We start from the raw sequence: 23,066 nt of genomic DNA on the forward strand, positions 1-23,066 counted from the left end.
CATCAATGTTGACTGACATACCGCTTTCGCGAGCAGGCTCGCTCCCACAGGGGGATATGCGGTGCTCTTGAAATTGGGGGCGGATAAATCCACCCCCTCATTGCCTTAAGCGTAGCTTTCGATCGACGGGCAGGCGCAGACCAGGTTGCGATCGCCGAACACGTTGTCGACGCGACCGACCGGCGGCCAGTATTTGCCTTCGATCAGCGAAGCGACCGGGTACACCGCTTGCTCGCGGCTGTACGGATGCGACCACTCGCCGACCAGCTCCGCCGCGGTGTGCGGGGCGTTTTTCAGCGGGTTGTCGTCCTTGTCCAGCGTGCCATTTTCCACCGCGCGGATTTCCTCGCGGATGCGGATCATGGCGTCGCAGAAACGGTCCAGTTCTTCCTTGGATTCGCTTTCGGTCGGCTCGATCATCAGCGTGCCGGCCACCGGGAACGACATGGTTGGAGCGTGGAAGCCGAAGTCGATCAGGCGCTTGGCCACGTCATCGACGCTGATGCCGCTGCTGTCTTTCAGCGGACGCAGGTCGAGGATGCACTCGTGCGCCACCAGGCCGTTGCTGCCGGTGTAGAGCACTGGGTAATGCTCTTCGAGGCGACGGGAGATGTAGTTGGCGTTGAGAATGGCCAGCTGCGAAGCGCGCTTGAGACCCGCGCCGCCCATCATGCGGATGTACATCCAGGTGATCGGCAGAATGCTCGCGCTACCGAATGGCGCGGCGCATACCGCGCCTTCCTTGCGTGCCATTTGCGCGTGGCCCGGCAGGAACGGCGTCAGGTGCGATTTCACACCAATCGGGCCAACGCCCGGGCCGCCACCGCCGTGAGGGATGCAGAAGGTCTTGTGCAGGTTCAGGTGCGACACGTCGCCGCCGAACTTGCCCGGGGCGCAGAGGCCGACCATGGCGTTCATGTTGGCGCCGTCGATGTACACCTGGCCGCCGTTGTCGTGAATGATGCCGCAGATTTCGCGGATGCCTTCTTCGAACACGCCGTGGGTCGACGGGTAGGTGATCATCAGCGCGGCGAGGTGTTCGCGGTGCTCGATGGCCTTGGCGCGCAGGTCTTCGATATCGACGTTGCCACGGGCATCGCACGCGGTGACGACCACGCGCATGCCGGCCATCTGGGCGGTGGCCGGGTTGGTGCCGTGGGCCGAGGACGGGATCAGGCAGATGTCGCGGCGGTCTTCGCCACGGCTCTGGTGATAGGCGCGGATCGCCAACAGACCGGCGTACTCACCTTGCGAGCCGGCGTTCGGTTGCAGCGAGATCGAGTCGTAACCGGTAGCAGCACAGAGCATCGCTTCCAGTTCGTCAGTCAGTTGCTGGTAGCCGGCGCTCTGCTCGGCAGGGGCGAACGGGTGCAGGGCGCCGAACTCGGCCCAGGTCACCGGGATCATTTCGCTGGCGGCGTTGAGTTTCATGGTGCACGAACCCAGCGGGATCATGGTGCGATCCAGCGCCAGGTCCTTGTCCGCCAGTTTGCGCAGGTAGCGCATCAGCTCGGTTTCCGAGTGATAACGGTTGAACACCGGGTGGCTGAGGATCGGCGACTGGCGCACCAGTGCGGCCGGGAGCGTGCTTTGTACCGAGGCGGCGAGGGCGGCGAAGTCCGGCAGGGATTTGCCTTCGGCCAGCAGCGCCCACAGGGTTTCAACGTCGGCCTGGGTGCTGGTTTCGTCGAGGGACAGGCCCAGACGCTCGGCATCCACCACGCGCAGGTTGATCTGCCGGGCGCGAGCCTTGTCGTGCAACGCAGCCGTTTGCGCGCCGGTTTTAATGGTCAGCGTGTCGAAGAAGTTTTCCTGCTCGACGCTCAGACCCAGTGCGCTCAAGCCCTTGGCCAGAATCGCGGTGAGGTGATGCACGCGGTTGGCGATCTGCGTCAGGCCTTTCGGACCGTGGTACACGGCGTACATGCTGGCGATGTTGGCCAGCAGCACTTGAGCGGTGCAGATGTTGCTGGTGGCCTTCTCGCGGCGGATGTGCTGTTCGCGGGTTTGCATCGCCAGGCGCAGCGCCGGCTTGCCAAAACGGTCCACGGACACACCGACCAGGCGGCCCGGCATGTCGCGCTTGAACGCATCCTTGGTGGAGAAGTAAGCCGCGTGCGGGCCACCAAAGCCCAGCGGCACGCCGAAGCGTTGCGCGCTACCGATGGCCACGTCGGCGCCGAACTCGCCCGGTGGGGTCAGCACGGTCAGGGCCAGCAAGTCAGCAGCCACCGCCACCAGGGCATTGGCGGCGTGGAAGCGTTCGGTCAGTTCGCGGTAGTCGAAGACGTCACCGTTGCTTGCCGGGTATTGCAGCAGGGCGCCGAAGAATGCGCTGACGTCAGTCAGTTCACGCTCATCGCCGACCACGACGTCGATACCCAGAGGCTCGGCACGGGTGCGCAATACGTCGAGGGTTTGCGGGTGGCAATGCACGGAGGCGAAGAACGCGTGGCTGCCCTTGTTCTTGCTCAGGCGTTTGCAGAAGGTCATGGCTTCGGCAGCGGCGGTGGCTTCGTCGAGCAGGGACGCGTTGGCGATCGGCAGGCCGGTGAGGTCGCTGATCAGAGTCTGGAAGTTCAGCAGCGCTTCAAGACGGCCTTGGGAAATTTCCGGCTGGTAAGGGGTGTAGGCCGTGTACCAGGCCGGGTTTTCCAGCAGGTTGCGCAGGATCGGCGACGGTGTGTGGGTGCCGTAGTAGCCCTGACCGATGAAGGTCTTGAACAGCTGGTTCTTGCTGGCGATGGACTTGATCAACGCCAGGGCGTCGGCTTCGCTCAGGCCGTCTTCGAGGCCGAGGACGCTGGTGCCCTTGATGCTGTCCGGGATGACGCTGGCGCTCAGGGCTTCCAGGGAGTCGAAACCCAGGCTGTTGAGCATCGCCTGCTCGTCGCCGGCGCGCGGGCCGATGTGACGGGCGATGAATTCGTTGGCGGTACTGATGTTTACAACGGCAGGATTCACTTGAGTCATGTCAACGTTCCTCAGGCTTCGGCTTGGGCTTTGATCAGGCGGTCGTAGGCGTCCTGATCCAGCAGTTTGGCGACAGCCGAGTCGTCAGCCGGTTTGAAACGGAAGAACCAGCCTTCACCCAGCGGGTCTTCGTTGACCAGTTCCGGGCTGCTGTCCAGCGCCGGGTTCACTTCCACGACTTCTCCGTCCAGGGGCATGTACACGCCGCTGGCCGCTTTTACCGATTCCACGGTGGCTGCTTCAGCGCCTTTTTCGTAGGACTGCAGCTCAGGCAGTTGTACGAAAACCACGTCGCCCAGCGCGTTCTGTGCGAACGCGGTGATACCGACTGTGACAGTGCCGTCAGCTTCGGTGCGCAGCCATTCGTGATCTTCAGTAAAACGCAATTCGCTCATGGAAAACTCCTAAGGGGCCAGACTCGTCTGGTGGACGCGATTGAATGCTGGGGCAATTGCCCTGATTTATGAGTGGTAATTAAGCAAAAACGCGGCCAATCTTTTTTTATTGTTTTAAATCAATAGCTTAGGTGATTATTTGAGCGATGATCATTTGCTGCCTGTAGCGAAATCGCTACAGGCATGGCTCAAGAAAAAAGCTGAAGTGGATCAAAGCCTTGCAGGGCAGTGGTTGGAGAGGGGTGTAGCGATATCGTTCCGCTGTAGCGCTTTCAGTACAGGTGGAGGTCGTTTTTAGAGTGAAATTTACGGGTCAAACTCAAAACCTGTGGGAGCCAGCTTGCTGGCGATAGGGCCATCACATTCAACATCTTTATTGTCTGTGAGACTGCTATCGCCAGCAGGCTGGCTCCCACAGTAGATTTTTGTTGGCTGGGAGAGGTGTTTCAACTGTAAGGATTACGGCTTGTTGGGAATGCCGTACTTGCGCAACCGATGGGCGATCGCGGTGTGGGAGGTTTGCAGGCGGCTGGCCAGTTGGCGGGTCGAGGGGTAGCTGACGTAGAGTTTTTCCAGCAGGGTTTTCTCGAACTCGTCCATCGCCTGTTCCAGGCTGTCGACGTCGTGGTCGCTCTGGCGCGCTACCGAGGTGCCGGCAATGTCGAGGTCGCCGATGTCCACCAGGCTGCTTTCGCAAATGGCCGCGGCGCGGAAAATCACGTTTTGCAGCTGACGCACGTTGCCCGGCCAGCGGTTACCCAGCAGGGCCGGATAAGTGCCCGGCGCCAGGCGACAGACCGGACGCTGGATCTGCGCGCAGGCCTGCTGCATGAAGTAACGAGCCAGCAGCAGAATGTCCTGGCCGCGCTCGCGCAGCGGTGGGACTTCGACGTTGAGGACATTGAGGCGGTAAAACAGGTCTTCGCGGAACTGCCCTTCGCTAACCATTTTTTCCAGGTTGCGGTGAGTCGCGCTGAGAATGCGTACGTTGACCTTCACTTCGCGATCGCCGCCCACTCGCCGGAAACTGCCATCGTTGAGGAAGCGCAACAACTTCGCCTGCAAGTACGGTGACATTTCGCCGATTTCATCGAGGAATACCGTGCCCTGGTTGGCCAGCTCCATCAGTCCAGGCTTACCGCCGCGTTGTGCGCCGGTGAAGGCGCCGGGGGCGTAGCCGAACAGTTCGCTTTCGGCGAGGTTCTCCGGCAATGCTGCACAGTTCAACGCCAGAAACGGTGAGTTGTGCCGCGCACTGATGGCGTGACAGGCCCGGGCCACCAGTTCCTTGCCGGTGCCGGTTTCACCCTGGATCAACAGCGGTGCATCAAGGGCCGCCACCCGTTGCGCGCGAACCTTGAGGGTGCGGATCACCGGCGATTCGCCCAGCAGCGCGTCAAAACCTTCGGCGTGATCATGGTGCAACGCCGACAGACGTTCGCCGATGCGGTTCGGTTGATAGAGGGTCAGCAAGGCGCCGGCGTCGGTGATCGGGGTGGCGTCGAGCAACAACGTCTGGCCGTTGACGGTGATTTCCCGCAGTGGCAGGCGAAAGCCGTGTTCGAGCAGGGCGTCGAGCAGCGCCGGGTCGGCGAACAGATCGGCAACGCTTTCACCGGCCGGTTCGCGGCCATACAGGGCAATCAGCGCGGGATTGCCCAGCAGCACCTTGCCGGCACTGTCTAAAGCCAGCACCGGATCGGTCATGGCCGCGAGCAGTGCATCGAGCTGCAAGTGCCGGCGCTGACCCGGCAAGATATCGACCACCGTCATCGCCTGTACACCACGCACGCTGAGCAACGCATCACGCAGTTCTTCGAGGACGTCCGGGCTCAGGGTTGGCGCATCGATATAGACGTTGGGCGGAATCATTTCCACCGCATCCAGGTTGAGATTGCGGCCACCGAGCAAGGCCAGGACTTCCTGGGTAATACCGACGCGGTCGATGAAGCTGACGTGGATACGCATGGGGCGGTTTCAGGTTCTGGAGTGCGGAGGGTGGCAAGTATGCCTTGGGGCGGGCAATTGGTGAAATCCCGTGGGAGCGAGCAGGCTCGCTCCCACAAAGGATAATCTGGTCACATTGATCAATTTGAGGGACCGGCATGAAGTTGTTGCTTGCGTTTCAACCACCCTACGACTGGCCGGCGATGCTCGGCTTCTTGTCGGCGCGGGCGATTGCCGGAATGGAAGAGGTGATCGACGGCGTTTACTCGCGCAGCATCGGCTTGAAGGGTGTTCATGGCGGCCTGTCGATCAAACAGGCGACAGCGGACTCACTGGAGCTGGCCCTCGATTTTCCCGACCCGACAGCCGTGCCCGAGATCGTTGCGCGAGTGCGGCGGATGTTTGATATGGATGCCGATCTGACCAGGATCCATCGACACCTGACGGTTGATCCGCTGCTGGCGCGATTGATTGCCGAGCGCCCGGGGCTGCGCGTGCCGGGGACGTGGGACGGGCTGGAACTGGCGATTCGCGCGGTGTTGGGACAGCAGATTACGGTAGGGGCGGCAATCAAGCTCGCCGGGAAACTGGTGGCGCAATATGGCATGCCACTGACCTCGCCGCGAGGTGGCGTCAGCCATGTGTTTCCCGAGGCGGCGGTGTTGGCGGCGGCGGACCTGGCGACACTGGGCATGCCGAAAAGCCGTGGCCGCACGTTGTCGGGCGTGGCTCAGGCGTTGCTGGATGATCCGCTGTTGTTCGAACCCGGTCGGGAGGGCGGCGTGGCGCGGTTGCTGGCGTTGTATGGGATTGGTGACTGGACGGCGCAGTACATTGCTTTGCGGCAGTTGCGCGAGATGGATGGGTTTCCGACGGGGGATGTGGGGTTGATCAATGCCTTGGCGGCGCTTGAGGGGGAGGCGGTGACGGCGCGGCAGCTATTGATGCGGGCTGAGGGGTGGAGACCGTTTCGGGGGTATGCGGCGCAGTTGCTTTGGACTTCGTTGAGTCGTTCTGACTGAATTGATCCGGCTTTTGTGTTGGCTGTTCTGGCGCCTTCGCGAGCAGGCTCGCTCCCACAGTTGACCGAGTTCCTCAGCGAGACCGGGAGCCAATGTGGGAGCGAGCCTGCTCGCGAAAGCAATCGGACCGTCACCACCACTGCGCGCGATGGGAACCCAATTCAGAGGCTGCAATCGACCATTGCAATGGCGTACCGGTGATCTTCAGTGGCACACGCAATCGGTGCGCCGGCCCCCAGGGAGTCTGTTCCACCAGCATGCCCTGATCGCTTTCTTCCTCCGCCTGTAGCGGCTGCGCGATACCGGGTCCAGTCTCGATCAACAACTTCGCCGTTCGCGCCAACGACAACCGCGCCGACCCACCGCGCCCACTGCGCAAGCGCTCGGCCAACAATGTGATCACACTGGCCGCCATCAGATACCCGGTGGCGTGATCGAGGGCTTGCAACGGCAGGGGCGTCGGTTTATCCGCCTGCTTCCAGTGCATGCCGGCTTCGGCGATGCCGCTGCTCATCTGCACCAGGCTGTCGAAGCCGCGACGGTTCAGCCACGGGCCGCTCCAGCCGTAGGCATTGAGGCTTGCGTCGATCAGGCCGGGAGCCAGTTTCTGCCGCTCAGTTGCACCGTAACCCAGGCGCTCCAGGGCATCGGCGCGGTAGCCGTGCAGCACGATATCGGCGTCCTTGAGCAGGCTTTCGAATACGCGGCGATCGGCGTTGTCATGCAAGTCCAGGCGTGCGCAGCGCTTGCCCAAGGTCATTTCCGGCACCACGCCCGGTTCGTTCCAGGTCGGTGGGTCGATGCGCAAGACGTCGGCGCCAAGGCCCGCAAGAAAGCGGCTGGCGACGGGACCGGCGAGCACGCGGGTCAGATCCAGCACCTTGATCCCGGCCAGCGGTTGCGCCACCGAACCCTGCCACGGTGTGCCGTTGGGGCTGCGGTGATGATCGAACTGAATCAGCGCTTCGGCGTTCACGGCCTGACCTTGTGGGTGGGCCTGCCACTGTGCCCAGCTGCGCATTTCGGCGGCACAGCCTCCGGCGTCGACCACGGCCTGCTCCAGATCGCGCTTGGCCCATTGCGCCACCTTGCTCGCCATCGCCGCACGGTCGGCACAGGCGCCAAGCACCGATTCGGCCGCGGCGCGGTGATGAGGGGCATTGGTGTGCAGGCGAATCCAGCCGTCTTTGGCGGCATAGTCACCGGCGACCGGGTCCCACAACGGCGGGACGCTCCAGCCCACAGGCCGGATCGAACTGGAGAACCAGAACGAGGCCAGGCGCCGATCGACTTCAAGATCGGGCAAGCGTCCGGTTTGTTGGTGCAGCAATTGGCTGATGGTTTGGCCCGCGGCGGCGATACTGGCGCAGGCCAGGTCGGTGACGGCAAACGCCGAGGGCAGGGCGCCCGTAGAGGTGAAAGGGATTGGCGTGTGCGGCAAGCCGAGTGCGGCTTGAATGGACGTGAGTAAATCAGTCATCGAAGGCCCTCCGGAGCGAGAGCCCGAGCATAGATCAAAAAGCCTGTGCAGCAGATGAAAACCTGTGGGAGCGAGCCTGCTCGCGAAAGCGGTCTGTCAGTCAACATTCATATTGACGATTAGTCCGTCTTCGCGAGCAGGCTCGCTCCCACAGGGGATTTGCGATGGGATCATTACACCCGGAACTGATCCATCAGTTTCATCTGGTGGGTGGTCAGGTTGTTGAGCTGGCTGCTGATCTGCGCCGATTCGGTGGCTTGTCCGGTCAGGGTTTCAGTGACGGTGCGGATCGCCGAGACGTTGCGGTTGACCTCTTCGGCCACCGCGCTCTGTTGTTCGGCGGCGCTGGCGATTTGCAGGTTCATGTCGCTGATCACGGTGACCGCGTCGCTGATCTTGCTCAAGGCCTGGACCGCTTGCTGGATCTGCCCGGCGTTGCTGTGGGCCTGGGTCTGGCTCGAATGCATGGTGGCGACCACGCCGCGGGTGCCGCTCTGGATGCGTTCGATCACCAGGCGAATTTCTTCCACCGAATCCTGGGTACGTTTGGCCAGGTTGCGCACTTCGTCGGCCACTACCGCGAACCCGCGACCGCTTTCACCGGCACGGGCGGCCTCGATTGCCGCGTTGAGTGCCAGCAGGTTGGTTTGTTCGGCGATGCTGCGGATCACTTCCAGCACCGAGCCGATTTGCTCACTGTTGACTGCCAACGCTTCAACTTCAGTCACGGCCTTGCTGACTTCGTCGGCCAATTGGTTGATGTCGCGGGTACTGCGCTCGATGATCTGCATGCCATCGCGGGCCGACTGGTCGGCGCCCTTGGCGGCACTGGCCGCGTTCGACGCACTGTTGGCGACGTCGTGGGCGGTGGCGCTCATTTCGTTGGACGCGGTGGCGACCTGGTCGATTTCGCGGAACTGCACCTGCATGCCTTCGCTGGTCTGGCGGGCGATTTCCGAAGACTGGTCGGCGGTGCCTCGAGCATCGGTGATGCTTTGTTTGATCTGCGCGATGGTCGGTTGCAGTTTGTCGAGGAAACGGTTGAACCAGCTGACCAGTTCGCCCAGTTCATCCTTCTTGCTGTAGTGCAGGCGTTGGGTCAGGTCGCCGTCGCCGCTGGCAATCGCCTTGAGCATCTCGGCCACGCTGTTGATAGGCCGGGTGACGCCCGAGGCGGTGAGCCAGATCAGCAGCAAACCGATCAGGCCGGCAATGATTGCAACACCTACCGCCTTGATCGTGCCGCTTTGCTGGGCGTCGTCGAGCACCGCTTGCAGTTTCACCGAATCGGCCAACAGCACTTGCTTGGGCAGGTCGATCACCACGCCCCAGGCCTTGGAGTCGGCGATCGGGCTGACCGGGTAGACTGCACGGATCAGGTCACCCTGTTCAAGAATCTTCGGGGTGCCGGCGCCGAGCAATTGCAGGACATCCTTGCCGTCCGCGCCCAGGGTGTCGCCGATGCTTTTACCGACTTTGCCGGCGTCGACGCTGTAGGCGGCGAGCACACCGCTGCCGGAGACGATCAGCATATGACCGGCGCTGTTGAACAGGTCGCGCTGGGAGTCGACGGCCGCCGCTTGCAGGGCATCAAGGGCGATGTCGACACCGACCACGCCGATGGCCTTGCCATCCACCAGCAGCGGTACGGAAATGGTGGTCATCAGCATTTCCTTGCCGGCGACGGTGTCGGCATACGGGTCGAGCAGGCAGGTGCGTTTACTGTCGCGTGGGCAGGTGTACCAGACGTTGTACGGCGTGCCGCTGAGGTTAAGGTCGGTCTTGGTCATGTCGTCTTCGACCATGATCGTGTTCAACCCGTTGCCGCCGGCACGGCTCCAGTACGTGGCAAAGCGTCCGGCTTCGTTGGATTGGCGAGCCGCGTCATTGGCGAATTCACTGTCCTTGCCGTCCAGGCCATTGGGTTCGAAAGCCAGCCAGATCCCCAGCACCTTGCTGTTGCGCTCAAAGGCGGTTTTCAGGCTCTGGTTCAGCTCCTCGCGCAAGGCCCCGGCCTCAAGCGAACGCTTGGCAGCCATGGCGCGCATGTCCTTGATCTGATCGGCCAGGGCGGTGACCACCAGCAGGCTTTCCCCGAAGGTCTTCTGCACCCGCACCGCCTGTTCGGCCGCCTTGGCCTGCAGCAGGTTTTGCACACTCTCGGTGAGCATCTTGCTGCTGGAGGCGCTGACCAGTTCATCGTTCTGATTGGTCTGGTAGAAATTCATGCCGACGATCAGCGTGACCACGCCGAGCAGGCACAGACCGGAGAGCAGGACAGTTTTCAGGCGGATGGACAGTGAGTCGAACATAGGGCGAACTCGCGAATGAATGAGTGTTGGCTGTGAGTCGGGTTGACTCGATACGCCAAATCCATTCAGCGCCATTCACTGCACATCGGCGTGGGGATGGCGTTGCATGAGAGAGGTCCCGACGAACGGTAGTGGTTGAACGTTTGCGCGGGAAAATGTGCTGAAAATCAATAAAAAAACAGAAAAAATCGCCAACTGAATCTAGAGGGCTGAGGGGGCGACCAGATTCCAAACGTGTGCCGGAAAGTGGATTAAAAACGGGGAAAAACGCGGTGAGATTCAGGACGGTTGCGGCAGTGATTCCGGTCGCGACCAGATCCACAGATTGCCCAGCCCCATTCCGGCGACGGCCAGGTAGACCGGCCAGCCATGATCGAGCATCACCAGCATCAGCGTGGCGCACAGCAACATGCTGACGGTGGCGCTGAGCTTGGCCCGGCGCGCAATGATTTTGCCGTTGCGCCAGTTACTGAGCAGGGGGCCGAACAGCCGATGGTTTTCCAGCCAGGCGCTCAAGCGTGGCGAACTGCGGGTGGCGGCCCAGGCGGCCAGCAGGATGAATTCGGTGGTTGGCAGGCCGGGAATGACGATGGCAATCAGGCCGATGCCCAGGCTGATGTAGGCCAGCAGGCCGAAGAGGAGGCGGGTGAGTTTGGAGGAGGCTGGCATGGGTTCGGGGGAGTGAGGTGGATCGGAATCTTGCAGACGTGCTCGGTCCATTGTGGGAGCGAGCCTGCTCGCGAAAGCGGTGTGCCAGTCGACATAAATGCTGAATGTGCTGGCCTCTTCGCGAGCAGGCTCGCTCCCACAGGGATAGTGTTTCTTCAGGCGAGTTCCGGGGTGTAAGCCTGCTCCAGCAGCACCGTGAAGCGGTTGAACGCATCGATGGCGCCTTTATCCAGCTCGGCTTCTTCCTGGGCGCTGAGTTCAAGCCCATCGAGAGTCTTGACGAAACGCTTCCAGCCTTCAGCACGGCCTCCGGCCGGTTCACCCAGGTGACGGGCACCAAAGGTTTCGCTCAAGCCAAGGCCCACGGCACGCTTGATCAGGAACGCCGCGCCCAGTTTCGAACCTTCGGAGACGAAGAGCCAGCCCAGCGCCTCAGCCTTGCTCGGGTTACTGACGGCACCGGCAATCGGTGCCGGCACGTCCGTTTCCAGGTCCGCCAGGTCAGCCTTGGCCGCTTCAGCACGGCAGCGATCAGGCAGGTCAGGGACGATGGCGGTCAGTTCGGCATCGTTGTACAGCGCTGCCAATTCCGACTGGAACAAGTACTGCGCCACGACGAAACGGGCGAAGTTGGCCTGGGTTTCGAACGGAGCGTGGGCTTTGACCAGGGCGTCGAGTTTGCTGTGGGGCTCGTGGGTGATCTGGTTCAGGCGTTGCGAGCGCAAAGCCGGGCGTTGAGCGGTGTCCTGGTTGGTCATGGGAAGTCCTTGAGAAAGAGAAGTGCTTGCTAACGAGACGAATGAGCAGGCGCATGACAGTAAAAATCCTCGCAGCGCGACGTTCATCAGTCGCGCTGCGTGGTGATGTGGTCAGATATCCCAGATCAGGTTGACCGCGAAATTGCGGCCCGGTTGAGTCAGGCGATCGAGGTTGGCCGGTTGCGTCACCGAGGCTTCGCCGACGTTGTCGTAGCCGCGCACGTCATCCCACAGCCAGTACTTTTTGTCGGTCAGGTTGTACACGCCACCGCTGACAGTCACGTCGTCGGTCACTTTGTAGTAGGCGCTCAGGTCCAGCACGCCGAAGCCCGGAGTCTTGAACTGACTGCTGACGCCGTCCGGCGACTTGAAGTTGCTGTCGTCGACGCGATCCTTTCTCTTGACCAGGGTCCAGCTGAGCAAGCCGCCATAGTTGTCCTGGTCGTAACCAAGGCCGAACACGCCGGTCAGCGGGTTGACGCTGTTGATCGGCTCGCCGTTGTCGTTGTTGCGACCGTAGGCGTAAGCCACCGATCCCTGGGTGTAGAGGCCTTGTGGCGCACCAAAGGCATCGAGGTTCAGGCGGCCCTTGATCTCTGCACCCTTGATGGTGGCATGTTTGATGTTGGCGCTCTGGAAAGTGGGTTCGTCATAGCCAGGGGTAACGGCGTCTTCGTTGATGAAGTCGCGGTACTTGTTGTAGAACACCGCCACGTCGAAGTAGCCCTGCTCGAAGTTGCCCCGCAGACCGGTCTCGTAGCTCTGGCTTTTCTCCGGATCCAGATCCGGGTTCGGTTCCACGCGGTAGCCGGCGGCGGTGTTATCGAAACGCCCGTAAAGTGCCTTCGCGGTCGGGGTGCGGAACCCTTCGGCGTATTGGCCGTACCAGGTGTAATGGTCGTTGAAGGCGTAGGTCAGGCCGAACTTGGGCGAGACTTTGTGCCAGGTCTTGTTGTCGTCGCTGACGGTGCCGCGACCATCGGCGGCCACGGTGTTGAGAAACGCCTGGGTGATGTGCGGCTTGAGCTCGGTGTAGTCGTAGCGCAGGCCCGGTAGAAAGGTCCAGTTGTTCCAGCTGATCTGATCCTGGGCGAACACGCTGTAGGTGTTGATGGTCGGGTCCGGGAAGTCGCTGGATTTCTTCAGTACGTCCGCCGTGCTGGTGGCACCGATGGCGGTGCATCCGCGACCGACCGCCAGGCAGGTACCGTTACCGCTGCGCGAGCCGGTGACTTTCTGCTGCTTGATGGTGGTGCCATAGGTCAGCACATGCTCGGTGTCGGCGATGCTGAAGGCTTTATCCAGTTGTGCATCGAACACCCACTGCTTTTCTTCGTAGATCGTGTCCCGGGTACGCAGGACCTGGCGGGTGATCGGGAAGTAGAACTCATCGGTGCTCTGATCGGTTTTGGCGATCTGGTGATTCAGGCTCCACTTGACGTTGTCCGCCAGCAGACTGTCGAGGACGAAGCGGTGCTCCAGGCCGAAACGCTCGCGGGTAATGGTGTCGTTACCGGTGCGCCACTGGTACATGCCGCCGGGCAGTACGCTGGCAGGAATGGTAGGAGCACCCGCGAAGAACGGGCCGCCGTAAGCGCTTTTCTGGTCGGTGTCCCGATCGTCCTTGTACTTCTCGTAAACCAGGCCCAGGCGCGAATCTTCGTTGTAGTTCCAGCCGATCTTGGCCAGCACGTTGGTGGCGCGCACGTCTTCCGGGTTGGCGGCGGTGCGCGTCAGGCCGGTGCCGTTGTTGCTGCCATAGGATTCGGTTTCATGACCGTCGCGCTGGCTGTAATGCAGCAGGCCGTCGAACTGATCGGCGCGACCGGCCACGGTGGCGGACTTGAGCCAGCTTTCGTCGGCGGAGCTGTAACCGGTCTTCAGGCGTGCACCGACGTCCTGGCCGGGTTTGATGATGTCGTCCGGGTCGAGGGTGAAGTAGCTGACCGCGCCGCCGATGGCATTGCTGCCGTACAGTACCGAAGCCGGGCCGCGGAGGATTTCGACGCGTTTGATGATTTCCGGGTCGACGTAGTTGCGCTGGGTCTTGGCGTAAGGGCCGTTGAAGAAGCCGTTGGGTATTTCAACGCCGTCGATCTGGGTCAGCACGCGGTTACCGTCGATACCACGGATGTTGTAGCCGCTGATTCCGCCCCGTGTACCGGCGCCACCCACGGAAACACCCGGCTCGTAGCGCACCAGATCCTTGATGGTATTGACGTTGTTGCGGTCCAGTTCTTCGCGAGTGTGGACTGTGACGGTGCTGGGCACGCTGTTCACATCCTGCTCGTTACGCGTGGCGCTGATGGTCACCTGTTGCAGATTCAGGGTGCCGGCGCTGGTGCGGCGTTCCAGCACGATGTTGTTATTGCCCAGTTTGCGATAGCTCAGGTTGGTCCCCACCAACAGGCGATCCAGGGCTCTTTCCGGCGCCAGCGACCCGCGTACACCCGGCGATGTCACCCCTTCAGCCAGTTCTGCCGGCAAGCCGACCTGCCAGCCTGTCACGGCGGTAAAGTCATTGAGTGCCGAGACCAGCGGCTGGGGCGCGATGGCGAACGCGTAGTCGCCCATGTTGCGGCTGGGCTGTTCGGCAGTGGCGGCCATGACCGGTGCAGTGCCGGCCATCAGGATGGCGGCGGTCAGCAGCGAGAGCATGCGCGAAGGTGAAGAGGACTGGCGGGTAAGGCGAGAGGACATCGATAGCGCTCCGTGTCGCACGAATCTTTATAGGTGCTGATTGGCATTCAGAGATGCGAATCAATTGCATTGGCTATAACGAGACGTACGACGTTCAGCTATCGAGTAAAAATAATTCTCATTTAGTTCAAGATCACTAAGGCAGGGAATTCCTTGAGCCGGGCCGAAGTGATGTGGGCCAGTGAGCGGACCACGTCCAGGGGCTGGTCGAGACGATAATTTCCGGTGACGGCAACATCGGCCAACTGCTCGTTGTTGTTGATGATCCAGCCCGGATAGTAGCGACGCAGCTCCGCCAGCACCTGGTTCAGCGGGCAGTTTTCGAACACCAGGCGACCCTGGACCCAGGCCAGGTCGGTGGCGGCATCCAGCTTGGCCGGCCGGTCGAAACCGTTGGGGCCGATGCGGATGCTTTCACCGGCCGTCAGGCGAACCCGTGCGTCGTCGCGGGTGGCGCGCAGATCGACATCGCCGCGCTGCACGCGAACCTGGGTCACGCCATCCAGATAACGCACGGCGAATGCCGTGTCGCGAACACTGGCGGTGACCGGGCCCGCGTCGATTTCCAGCGGTTGGCCGCGATGGGGTTGCACCTCGAAAAACGCTTCGCCCTGATACAGGCGCGCCACACGCTGCTGGTCGTTGATGGTGCTGGAAAATGCCGAGTTGGTGTTGAGCAGGACTTTCGAACCGTCCTCCAGTTGCAGGCGCTGGCGTTCACCGACCACCGTCAGGTGATCGGCCTGCAGGCGCAGCGGCAGATTGCTGAAACTGAACAGGCCGAGGATCAGCACGGCGGCGGTGGCCAAGGGTTTCCAGTGCGGGCGCAGGCGCGCCAGCAGGGTGACTTTGGCTGGCCGCGCCGCCAGGTTTTGCGCGCACTGCGTGACTTGCGGACCGTTCCAGATCGCCTGGGCCCTGGCGAACGCCTCTGCATGGGCCGGGTCGGCCGCCAGCCATTGGTGGAACTGGCGGGTCTGTTCTTCGCTCGGGCTGTCCAGCACGATGAGCCAGTCCAGGGCCTGGTCCATCGCGTCTGCAGTGGCCTGCGCCGGTGAGGGCGAAGGGGAGCGGTGGGTGTCCGTCACGGGGTTTCCTCAGGCTTTTGAAAAGCAGTTTCAAGCTTCAAGCTTCAAGCTGCAAGCTTGGTTAGGCCTTTGACTTGCCGTTTTTAACTTGCGGCTTGCAGCTTAAAGCTTGGAGCTGCGTCCTGCGACGCCCATACAGATCGTCATAATCAGTTTCAGCTCCTTTTGCACGGTGCTGAGCGACACGCCGAGTTTTTCGGCGATCTCCAGATAGCTGTGCCCGTGCAGGCGGCTGAGGATGAAAATCTGTTGCTGACGGGGGCTGAGTTGACTGAGGCGCACGTTCAGACGCTCGAGCAATTGTTCGGCATGGGCGGCGTCCTCGGCACTGCTGGCGGGGGCGGCGACACTTTCCACCACGTCCGGCGGCACGTCATCGACCATGGTGCGCGAGTGGATGCGTCGCGCACGCAAATGGTCCAGCGCCAGGTTGCGGGCGGTCTGGAAAACGAAGGGTTCCAGGTGATCAATGGTCCGCTCGCCGAGCGCGCGGGTCACGCGCAGGTAGGTCTCCTGCAAGAGGTCTTCAGCGGTGCTGTGATTGTTGACCATCCGCTCCAGCGTGCGCAGCAGGGAGACTCGCTGGGTGATGAAGACGTCGTTGAAGCGCGATTGACTCACGGGAAGACCTGATCCGTTTCGAGCGAATGATAATGCTTATCATCCGCTCGAATGGTCAAGTATTGATTTGTGAAGCTTTACGCACGGCCCTGCAAATACGTCGCGTAATCCGGAATCCGGTGCTCGTGCGCCTGATCCATCAACGGGCTGCTGAGCAGGTAGTCAGCGCTGCATTCGTTGCACGCCACCGGGATGTTCCAGACCGCCGCGACCCGCAACAGCGCCTTGATGTCCGGGTCGTGGGGTTGCGGTTCGAACGGGTCCCAGAAGAACACCAGCATGTCGACCCGTTGCTCGGCGATTCGCGCGCCGAGCTGTTGGTCGCCACCCAGTGGGCCACTGATCATGCTCTCCACCGGCAGGTCGAGGCGTTGTTGCAACAACAACCCCGTGGTGCCGGTGGCGACCAGTTCATGCTGCGCCAGCCGGTCTTTCTGCCGCTCGGCCCAGTCCAGCAAAAACACTTTGCAGTGGTCATGGGCGACCAGGGCGATGCGCTTGCGCGCGGCCATGGTTTTTTGCGTGAAAGTGATGCCGATCATGGGGGCTCCAGAAATGACACGAACCCTGTAGGAGCGAGCTCTGCTCGCGATGGTCGCTAACGATAACGCGGGGAACCTGATGCCCCGCGGAGTTCGACAGTTCATCGCGAGCAGAGCTCGCGCCTACAGGTGGGGGGGCTTATTCGGCGTTGCACAGCGCCAGGCAGTTATCGAGCATGCGGTTGGAGAAGCCCCATTCGTTGTCGTACCAGGCCAGCACCTTGAGCAGTTTGCCGCTGGATTTGGTGTGGTTGGCGTCGAAAATCGACGACAGCGAGTTTTGGTTGAAGTCGCTGGAGACCAGCGGCAGGGTGTTGTAGCCGAGGATTTTCGAGTGTTGGCTGGCTTCTTTCATGATCGCATTGACTTCATCGGCCGACGCTTCGCGCTTGAGCTGCACGGTGAGGTCGACCAGGGACACGTTGATCACCGGTACGCGCACCGCCATGCCGGTCAACTTGCCCGCCAGTTCCGGCAACACCAGGCCGACCGCTTCGGCGGCGCCGGTCTTGCTCGGGATCATGTTCTGGGTGGCCGAGCGCGCGCGGTACGGGTCGGTGTGATAAACGTCGGTCAGGTTCTGATCGTTGGTGTAGGCATGGATGGTGGTCATCAGACCGCTTTCGATGCCCAGTTCGCGGTGCAGCACCTGGGCCACCGGGGCCAGGCAGTTGGTGGTGCACGACGCATTGGAAATAATCTGGTGCGACTGGCGGAGGATGTCGTGGTTGACCCCGTACACCACAGTGGCGTCTGCGCCCTTGGCCGGCGCCGAGATGATCACTTTGCGTGCGCCGGCCGTAATATGCGCGGCGGCTTTGGCCCGGTCGGTGAACAGACCGGTGCATTCGAATACCACATCAATCTTTTCCGCGGCCCACGGCAGGTCGGCCGGATTGCGAATGGCGCTGACCGCGATACGGTCGCCGTTGACGGTCAGGCTTTCCTGATCGTGCTGGACATCGGCGTCGAACGTGCCGTGAACAGTGTCGTACTTGAGCAAGTGCGCATTGATTGCGCTGTCCCCCAGGTCGTTGATGGCGACGATCTGCAAATCCTGACGATAGCCTTGGGTATAGAGTGCGCGAAGGACGTTACGGCCAATTCGGCCAAAACCATTGATTGCGATTCGAAGAGTCATTTATCAGCGCCGCCGTCGTTTTGTTGTTGGAATTACAAGATTATTCGCAAAAAAATAGAAAACAAGCCTTTTTAATGGCAATATTTTGTTCAATCTACAACGAGTGACCTGAATCAACTGGTCCGAATGGTCAACAAAACCGCCTGTCATCCCATCGACACCGGTGTTTGATCAGCATAGACAATCAGGTCGCCACATCCGTTAGCCTGGAGTTCTACACATGCATCCCCGCGTCCTTGAGGTCACCGAACGGCTTATCGCCCGCAGTCGCGCCACGCGTGAGGCTTACCTTGCACTGATTCGCGGTGCGGCCAGCGACGGCCCGATGCGCGGCAAACTGCAATGCGCCAACTTCGCCCACGGCGTGGCCGGTTGCGGCAGCGACGACAAGAACAGCTTGCGGATGATGAACTCCGCCAACATCGCAATTGTTTCGTCATATAACGACATGCTCTCGGCGCATCAGCCATACGAGGTCTTTCCGGAGCTGATCAAAAAGGCCCTGCGCGAGATCGGCTCGGTCGGTCAGTTCGCCGGTGGCACCCCGGCCATGTGCGATGGCGTGACCCAGGGCGAACCGGGCATGGAACTGAGCCTGCCCAGCCGTGAGGTGATCGCGCTGTCCACCGCCGTGGCGTTGTCCCACAACATGTTCGATGGCGCGTTGATGCTCGGCATCTGCGACAAGATCGTCCCGGGCCTGATGATGGGCGCACTGCGGTTCGGTCATCTGCCGATGATCTTCGTGCCGGGCGGGCCGATGGTGTCGGGTATTTCCAACAAGCAGAAAGCCGACGTGCGCCAGCGCTATGCCGAGGGCAAGGCCAGCCGCGAAGAGCTGCTGGAGTCGGAAATGAACTCCTACCACAGCCCCGGCACCTGCACCTTCTACGGCACCGCCAACACCAACCAGTTGCTGATGGAAGTCATGGGCCTGCATTTGCCGGGTGCTTCCTTCGTCAACCCGAACACGCCATTGCGCGACGCCCTGACCCGCGAAGCGGCGCATCAGGTGACGCGCATTACCAAGCAGAACGGCGACTACCTGCCGATCGGCGAAATCGTCGACGAGCGTTCGCTGGTCAACTCCATCGTCGCCCTGCACGCCACCGGCGGCTCGACCAACCACACCCTGCACATGCCGGCGATCGCCATGGCGGCGGGTATCCAGTTGACCTGGCAGGACATGGCCGACCTCTCCGAAGTGGTGCCGACCCTGAGCCACGTCTACCCGAACGGCAAAGCCGACATCAACCACTTCCAGGCCGCGGGCGGCATGTCGTTCCTGATCCGCGAACTGCTGGACGCCGGGTTGCTCCATGAAAACGTCAACACCGTGCTGGGGCATGGCCTGAGCCGCTACACCCAGGAACCGTTCCTCGACAACGGCGAGCTGGTCTGGCGTGAAGGCATCACCGAAAGCCTCGATGAAAGCATCCTGCGCCCGGTCGCTCGCGCGTTCTCGCCAGAGGGCGGCTTGCGGGTGATGGAAGGCAACCTCGGTCGCGGGGTGATGAAGGTCTCGGCCGTGGCCCTGGAAAACCAGATCGTCGAAGCCCCGGCCATGGTGTTCCAGGATCAGCAGGACCTGGCCGACGCGTTCAAGGCCGGTTTGCTGGAGAAGGATTTCGTCGCGGTGATGCGCTTCCAGGGGCCGCGCTCCAACGGCATGCCGGAACTGCACAAGATGACGCCGTTCCTCGGCGTGCTGCAGGATCGTGGCTTCAAAGTCGCCCTGGTGACCGACGGACGCATGTCCGGCGCATCGGGGAAAATCCCGGCGGCCATTCACGTCAGTCCCGAAGCTTATGTGGGCGGCGCTTTGGCGCGGGTGCAAGAGGGCGATATCATCCGCGTCGATGGCGTCCAAGGCACCCTGGAGCTTAAGGTGGACGCCGAAGAATTCGCAGCGCGCACGCCGGCCAAGGGCCTGTTGGGCAACAACATCGGCACCGGTCGCGAACTGTTTGGTTTCATGCGCATGGCCTTCAGCTCGGCGGAGCAGGGCGCCAGCGCCTTTACTTCTGCCCTGGAGACGCTTAATTGAAACTGGCTTTGGTCGGTGACATCGGTGGGACCAACGCACGGTTCGCGTTGTGGAAAAACCAGCAGCTGGAATCGGTCCAGGTGCTGGCGACGGCCGACCATGCCAGCCCGGAAGAGGCCATCGGTCTCTACCTGAGCGGGTTGGGTCTGGTGCCGGGTTCGATCGGTTCGGTGTGCCTGTCGGTGGCCGGCCCGGTCAGCGGCGACGAATTCAAATTCACCAATAATCACTGGCGCCTGAGCCGCAGGGGATTTTGCGAGACCTTGCAGGTGGAGCAGTTGTTGCTGGTCAATGACTTCTCGGCCATGGCCCTGGGCATGACCCGTTTGCAGCCGGGCGAATTCCGCGTGGTCTGCGAAGGCACGCCGGAGCCGTTGCGTCCGGCGGTGGTGATCGGTCCGGGCACCGGGCTGGGCGTCGGCACTTTGCTCGATCTCGGCGAAGGGCGTTTTGCCGCGCTGCCGGGGGAGGGCGGCCATGTCGATTTGCCGCTGAGCAGTCCGCGTGAGACTCAACTGTGGCAACACATCTTCAATGAGATCGGTCATGTCAGCGCCGAAACGGCGTTGAGCGGCGGCGGCTTGCCGCGAGTCTACCGCGCGATCTGCGCGGTGGATGGCCACGCGCCTGTGCTCGACACCCCGGAATCGATCACCGCCGCCGGCCTGGCGGGCGACCCGATTGCCCTGGAAGTACTTGAGCAGTTCTGCTGCTGGCTCGGTCGCGTGGCCGGCAACAACGTGCTGACCACCGGTGCACGCGGTGGCGTTTACATCGTCGGCGGCGTGATTCCGCGCTTCGCCGATTTCTTCCTCGAAAGCGGTTTCGCCCGGTGCTTTGCCGACAAGGGTTGCATGAGCGATTACTTCAAGGGGATACCGGTGTGGCTGGTGACGGCGCCGTATTCGGGGTTGGTTGGCGCGGGTGTGGCGCTGGACCAGGCCTGAAACCGCGTCTCCCTCTTTCGCGAGCAGGCTCGCTCCCACAGGATCGCCGATAACCTTGTGGGAGCGAGCCTGCTCGCGAAGAGGTTCTCACAGACACCAAAGATTTACGCACGATCAGGCATAATCCGCCCCAATTCCAACAACAAGGATGCCTTCGAAGTGAGCTCAGTCAACAAGTCGATATTGTTGGTCGATGACGATCAAGAGATACGCGAGTTGCTGGACACCTACCTGACCCGCGCCGGTTTCCAGGTACGTACCACGCCCGATGGCGCCGGTTTTCGCCAGGCCCTGAACGATGAACCGAGCGACCTGGTGATCCTCGACGTGATGCTGCCGGACGAGGACGGTTTCAGTTTGTGCCGCTGGATTCGCCAGCATCCGAAGCGGGCGCAAGTGCCGATCATCATGCTCACCGCCAGTTCCGACGAGGCCGACCGGGTCATCGGCCTGGAGCTGGGTGCCGACGATTACCTGGGCAAACCTTTCAGTCCCCGTGAATTGCAGGCACGCATCAAGGCCCTGTTGCGCCGTGCCCAGTTTGGTCAGGAGCGTAACGGCGGTGAAGTGCTGGCCTTCGATGACTGGCGGCTGGACATGGTCAGCCACCGGCTGTTTCACATCGATGGCGAAGAAGTGATTCTGTCCGGTGCCGATTTCGCCTTGCTGAAACTGTTCCTCGATCACCCCCAGGAAATCCTCGACCGCGACACCATCGGCAACGCCACCCGTGGCCGTGAATTGATGCCGCTCGATCGCATCGTCGACATGGCGGTCAGTCGCCTGCGCCAGCGCCTGCGCGACACGGAAAAACCACCTCGGCTGATTCGCACCGTGCGTGGCAGCGGCTATCAGTTGGCAGCCAATGTGATTGCCAGCAATGGCCACTGAATCCCTGCGCAAGCTCGCCGGACGAATACCCGTGCCGCGCTCGCTGCTCGGGCGCATGTTGCTGCTGACCTTGCTGGCGGTGTTGTTCGCCCAGGCACTGTCGAGCGTGATCTGGGTTTCGCAATTGCGTGCCACTCAACTCGAGGGGCTGGTCACCAGTGCCCGCAGCCTCGCCCATTCGATGACCGCCAGCGTCAGTTATTTCCGCTCGTTGCCGGTGGCGTTTCGGCCGTTGGTGCTCGACCAGTTGCGCAGCATGGGCGGCACGCGGTTCGTGGTCACCCTCAACGACAAACCCCTGGGCATGGAAGTGCTGCCGATCACCCCGCGCAAGGCCGCGGTGATCAAGGCAGTGGACGAAGTGCTGCGCCAATCCCTGGGACAAGACACCGATATTTCGGTGACCTTTGTCAGCCCCGAAGACCTGCGAATATTCAATGGCGGCCTGAAGCTCGATGAGTTGCCACGCTCCTGGGCGCACTACGCGCTGACCCTGGAACCGGTGAACCCGCCGGTGCTGGTGACGCAAATCCAGATGGCACCCGGCGAATGGCTGTACATCGCTTCGCTGTTGCCCGAGCCCTACACCAGTCTTGAAGAGCAAGGCCTGCCGGCGCAGCAGGTGTGGTTCATCGTCCTCACCAGCGGCTTTCTGCTGTTGTTCATCGGCCTGCTGGTGCACTGGCAGAGCCGGCCACTCAAGCGCCTGGCGCGCGCGGCGCGGGACTTGTCGCTGGGTGCCGACGTCGAGCCAGTGGCCGAGGGCGGGGGCAGTGAAGTGGTCGAAGTCGGTCGTGCCTTCAACACCATGCGCGAGCGCATCAGCCGTTACCTGACCGAACGCAGTCAGTTGTTCAGTGCGATTTCCCATGACCTGCGCACGCCGATTACCCGGCTGCGGTTGCGGGTCGAATTGCTCGAAGACGAAAAGCTGCAAGCCAAGTTCGGTCGCGATCTGGATGAGTTGGAGCTGCTGGTCAAGGGCGCGCTGCAATGTGTGAAAGACACGGACATCCATGAAAACATCGAGCAGGTGGACCTCAACTATGTGCTCGACTGTCTGGTGGAGCCTTATCTGGCGCCGAACGGTAATGGCCGCGTGACCCAGCAGGGGCGGGCGCTGGCCACCTATCCGGGTAAACCGCTGGCGCTCAAGCGCTGCATCGGCAACCTCATCGACAACGCCCTGAAGTACGGCCGGAACGCGCACCTGCACATCGATGACGATGAGAGTGCGTTTGTGCTGCATGTCGACGACGAAGGACCGGGGGTTCCCGAGCAGCGGCTGGAGCAGGTGTTCGAACCGCATTTCCGTTTGGCCGGGCAGCAGCAGGGGTATGGGTTGGGGCTGGGGATTGCGCGCAATATTGCCCATAGCCATGGGGGGGAGGTGAGTTTGCAGAATTTGCGTGAGGGTGGTTTAAGGGTGACTCTTCAATTGCCGCGCAGTGTTGATTAGGGATACCGCGTCATCGTTTTTCGCGAGCAGGCTCGCTCCCACATTGGATTTGCGTACGACACAGATCCCCCTGT

The 23,066-nt window shown here is 61.7% G+C and carries 17 protein-coding genes and 1 pseudogene; 5 read left to right on the forward strand and 13 right to left on the reverse strand.

What is annotated here, in order from left to right; translation table 11 throughout:
* Positions 1-105: 105 nt before the first annotated feature.
* The 3 genes from gcvP to ACW9HW_RS19480 form a co-directional block, all read right to left on the reverse strand.
* Positions 106-2,973, reverse strand: a complete 2,868-nt coding sequence (gcvP, locus tag ACW9HW_RS19470; RefSeq protein ID WP_095193185.1) for an aminomethyl-transferring glycine dehydrogenase — start codon at positions 2,971-2,973, stop codon at positions 106-108.
* A gap of 11 nt (positions 2,974-2,984) precedes the next feature.
* Positions 2,985-3,368 carry a glycine cleavage system protein GcvH gene (gene gcvH, locus ACW9HW_RS19475; RefSeq protein ID WP_095193186.1) on the reverse strand — a complete coding sequence of 128 codons (384 nt, stop codon included), beginning with the start codon at positions 3,366-3,368 and terminating at the stop codon, positions 2,985-2,987.
* Positions 3,369-3,827: 459 nt separating this feature from the next.
* The gene (locus ACW9HW_RS19480; protein ID WP_095193187.1) at positions 3,828-5,336 is read right to left on the reverse strand and encodes a sigma-54-dependent transcriptional regulator; all 1,509 of its coding nucleotides are present in this window, start codon (positions 5,334-5,336) and stop codon (positions 3,828-3,830) included.
* A gap of 137 nt (positions 5,337-5,473) precedes the next feature.
* On the opposite strand from ACW9HW_RS19480, the gene ACW9HW_RS19485 reads away from it, so the two are divergent.
* Positions 5,474-6,337, forward strand: coding sequence for a DNA-3-methyladenine glycosylase family protein (locus ACW9HW_RS19485; protein WP_457401340.1), 864 nt, complete (start codon positions 5,474-5,476; stop codon positions 6,335-6,337).
* A gap of 130 nt (positions 6,338-6,467) precedes the next feature.
* Here ACW9HW_RS19485 and ACW9HW_RS19490 read toward each other — a convergent pair whose 3' ends face one another.
* The 10 genes and pseudogenes from ACW9HW_RS19490 to gap form a co-directional block, all read right to left on the reverse strand.
* Complete coding sequence (locus ACW9HW_RS19490; protein WP_457401342.1) at positions 6,468-7,817, reverse strand: CoA transferase; 1,350 nt, start codon at positions 7,815-7,817, stop codon at positions 6,468-6,470.
* 173 nt (positions 7,818-7,990) lie between these two features.
* The gene (locus ACW9HW_RS19495; RefSeq protein WP_371807299.1) at positions 7,991-8,746 is read right to left on the reverse strand and encodes a methyl-accepting chemotaxis protein; all 756 of its coding nucleotides are present in this window, start codon (positions 8,744-8,746) and stop codon (positions 7,991-7,993) included.
* Between the two features lie 102 nt (positions 8,747-8,848).
* Positions 8,849-10,204, reverse strand: a pseudogene (locus ACW9HW_RS19500) (PDC sensor domain-containing protein); the annotation flags it as partial.
* Positions 10,205-10,408: 204 nt separating this feature from the next.
* Positions 10,409-10,798 (reverse strand): YbaN family protein, encoded by a 390-nt coding sequence (locus ACW9HW_RS19505; RefSeq protein ID WP_095193191.1) that lies wholly within the window; start codon positions 10,796-10,798, stop codon positions 10,409-10,411.
* A 155-nt stretch (positions 10,799-10,953) separates the two neighbouring features.
* On the reverse strand, positions 10,954-11,556 hold the full coding sequence (locus ACW9HW_RS19510) for a biliverdin-producing heme oxygenase (protein ID WP_095193192.1): 603 nt from the start codon (positions 11,554-11,556) through the stop codon (positions 10,954-10,956).
* 111 nt (positions 11,557-11,667) lie between these two features.
* Positions 11,668-14,256, reverse strand: a complete 2,589-nt coding sequence (locus ACW9HW_RS19515; RefSeq protein ID WP_457401345.1) for a TonB-dependent receptor — start codon at positions 14,254-14,256, stop codon at positions 11,668-11,670.
* A 122-nt stretch (positions 14,257-14,378) separates the two neighbouring features.
* The gene (locus tag ACW9HW_RS19520) at positions 14,379-15,344 is read right to left on the reverse strand and encodes a FecR family protein (protein WP_457401347.1); all 966 of its coding nucleotides are present in this window, start codon (positions 15,342-15,344) and stop codon (positions 14,379-14,381) included.
* A 102-nt stretch (positions 15,345-15,446) separates the two neighbouring features.
* Positions 15,447-15,965, reverse strand: coding sequence for an RNA polymerase sigma factor (locus tag ACW9HW_RS19525; protein ID WP_095193195.1), 519 nt, complete (start codon positions 15,963-15,965; stop codon positions 15,447-15,449).
* Between the two features lie 77 nt (positions 15,966-16,042).
* Entirely contained in the window at positions 16,043-16,507 is a 465-nt protein-coding gene (locus tag ACW9HW_RS19530; RefSeq protein ID WP_457401349.1) for a methylglyoxal synthase, read from the reverse strand.
* Positions 16,508-16,646: 139 nt separating this feature from the next.
* Positions 16,647-17,648, reverse strand: a complete 1,002-nt coding sequence (gene gap, locus ACW9HW_RS19535) for a type I glyceraldehyde-3-phosphate dehydrogenase (protein WP_095193197.1) — start codon at positions 17,646-17,648, stop codon at positions 16,647-16,649.
* A 220-nt stretch (positions 17,649-17,868) separates the two neighbouring features.
* On the opposite strand from gap, the gene edd reads away from it, so the two are divergent.
* The 4 genes from edd (at position 17,869) to ACW9HW_RS19555 (ending at position 22,992) form a co-directional block, all read left to right on the forward strand.
* Positions 17,869-19,695 carry a phosphogluconate dehydratase gene (gene edd / locus ACW9HW_RS19540; RefSeq protein ID WP_457401352.1) on the forward strand — a complete coding sequence of 609 codons (1,827 nt, stop codon included), beginning with the start codon at positions 17,869-17,871 and terminating at the stop codon, positions 19,693-19,695.
* The gene (locus ACW9HW_RS19545; protein WP_095193199.1) at positions 19,692-20,642 is read left to right on the forward strand and encodes a glucokinase; all 951 of its coding nucleotides are present in this window, start codon (positions 19,692-19,694) and stop codon (positions 20,640-20,642) included. The genes edd and ACW9HW_RS19545 overlap by 4 nt, the downstream gene beginning before the upstream one ends.
* Before the next feature lie 159 nt (positions 20,643-20,801).
* Positions 20,802-21,533, forward strand: a complete 732-nt coding sequence (locus tag ACW9HW_RS19550; RefSeq protein WP_095193200.1) for a response regulator — start codon at positions 20,802-20,804, stop codon at positions 21,531-21,533.
* Between the two features lie 31 nt (positions 21,534-21,564).
* Complete coding sequence (locus tag ACW9HW_RS19555; protein ID WP_371917512.1) at positions 21,565-22,992, forward strand: ATP-binding protein; 1,428 nt, start codon at positions 21,565-21,567, stop codon at positions 22,990-22,992.
* Positions 22,993-23,066: the final 74 nt, after the last annotated feature.

It is taken from the genome of Pseudomonas sp. SDO5532_S415 (genome assembly GCF_054071155.1).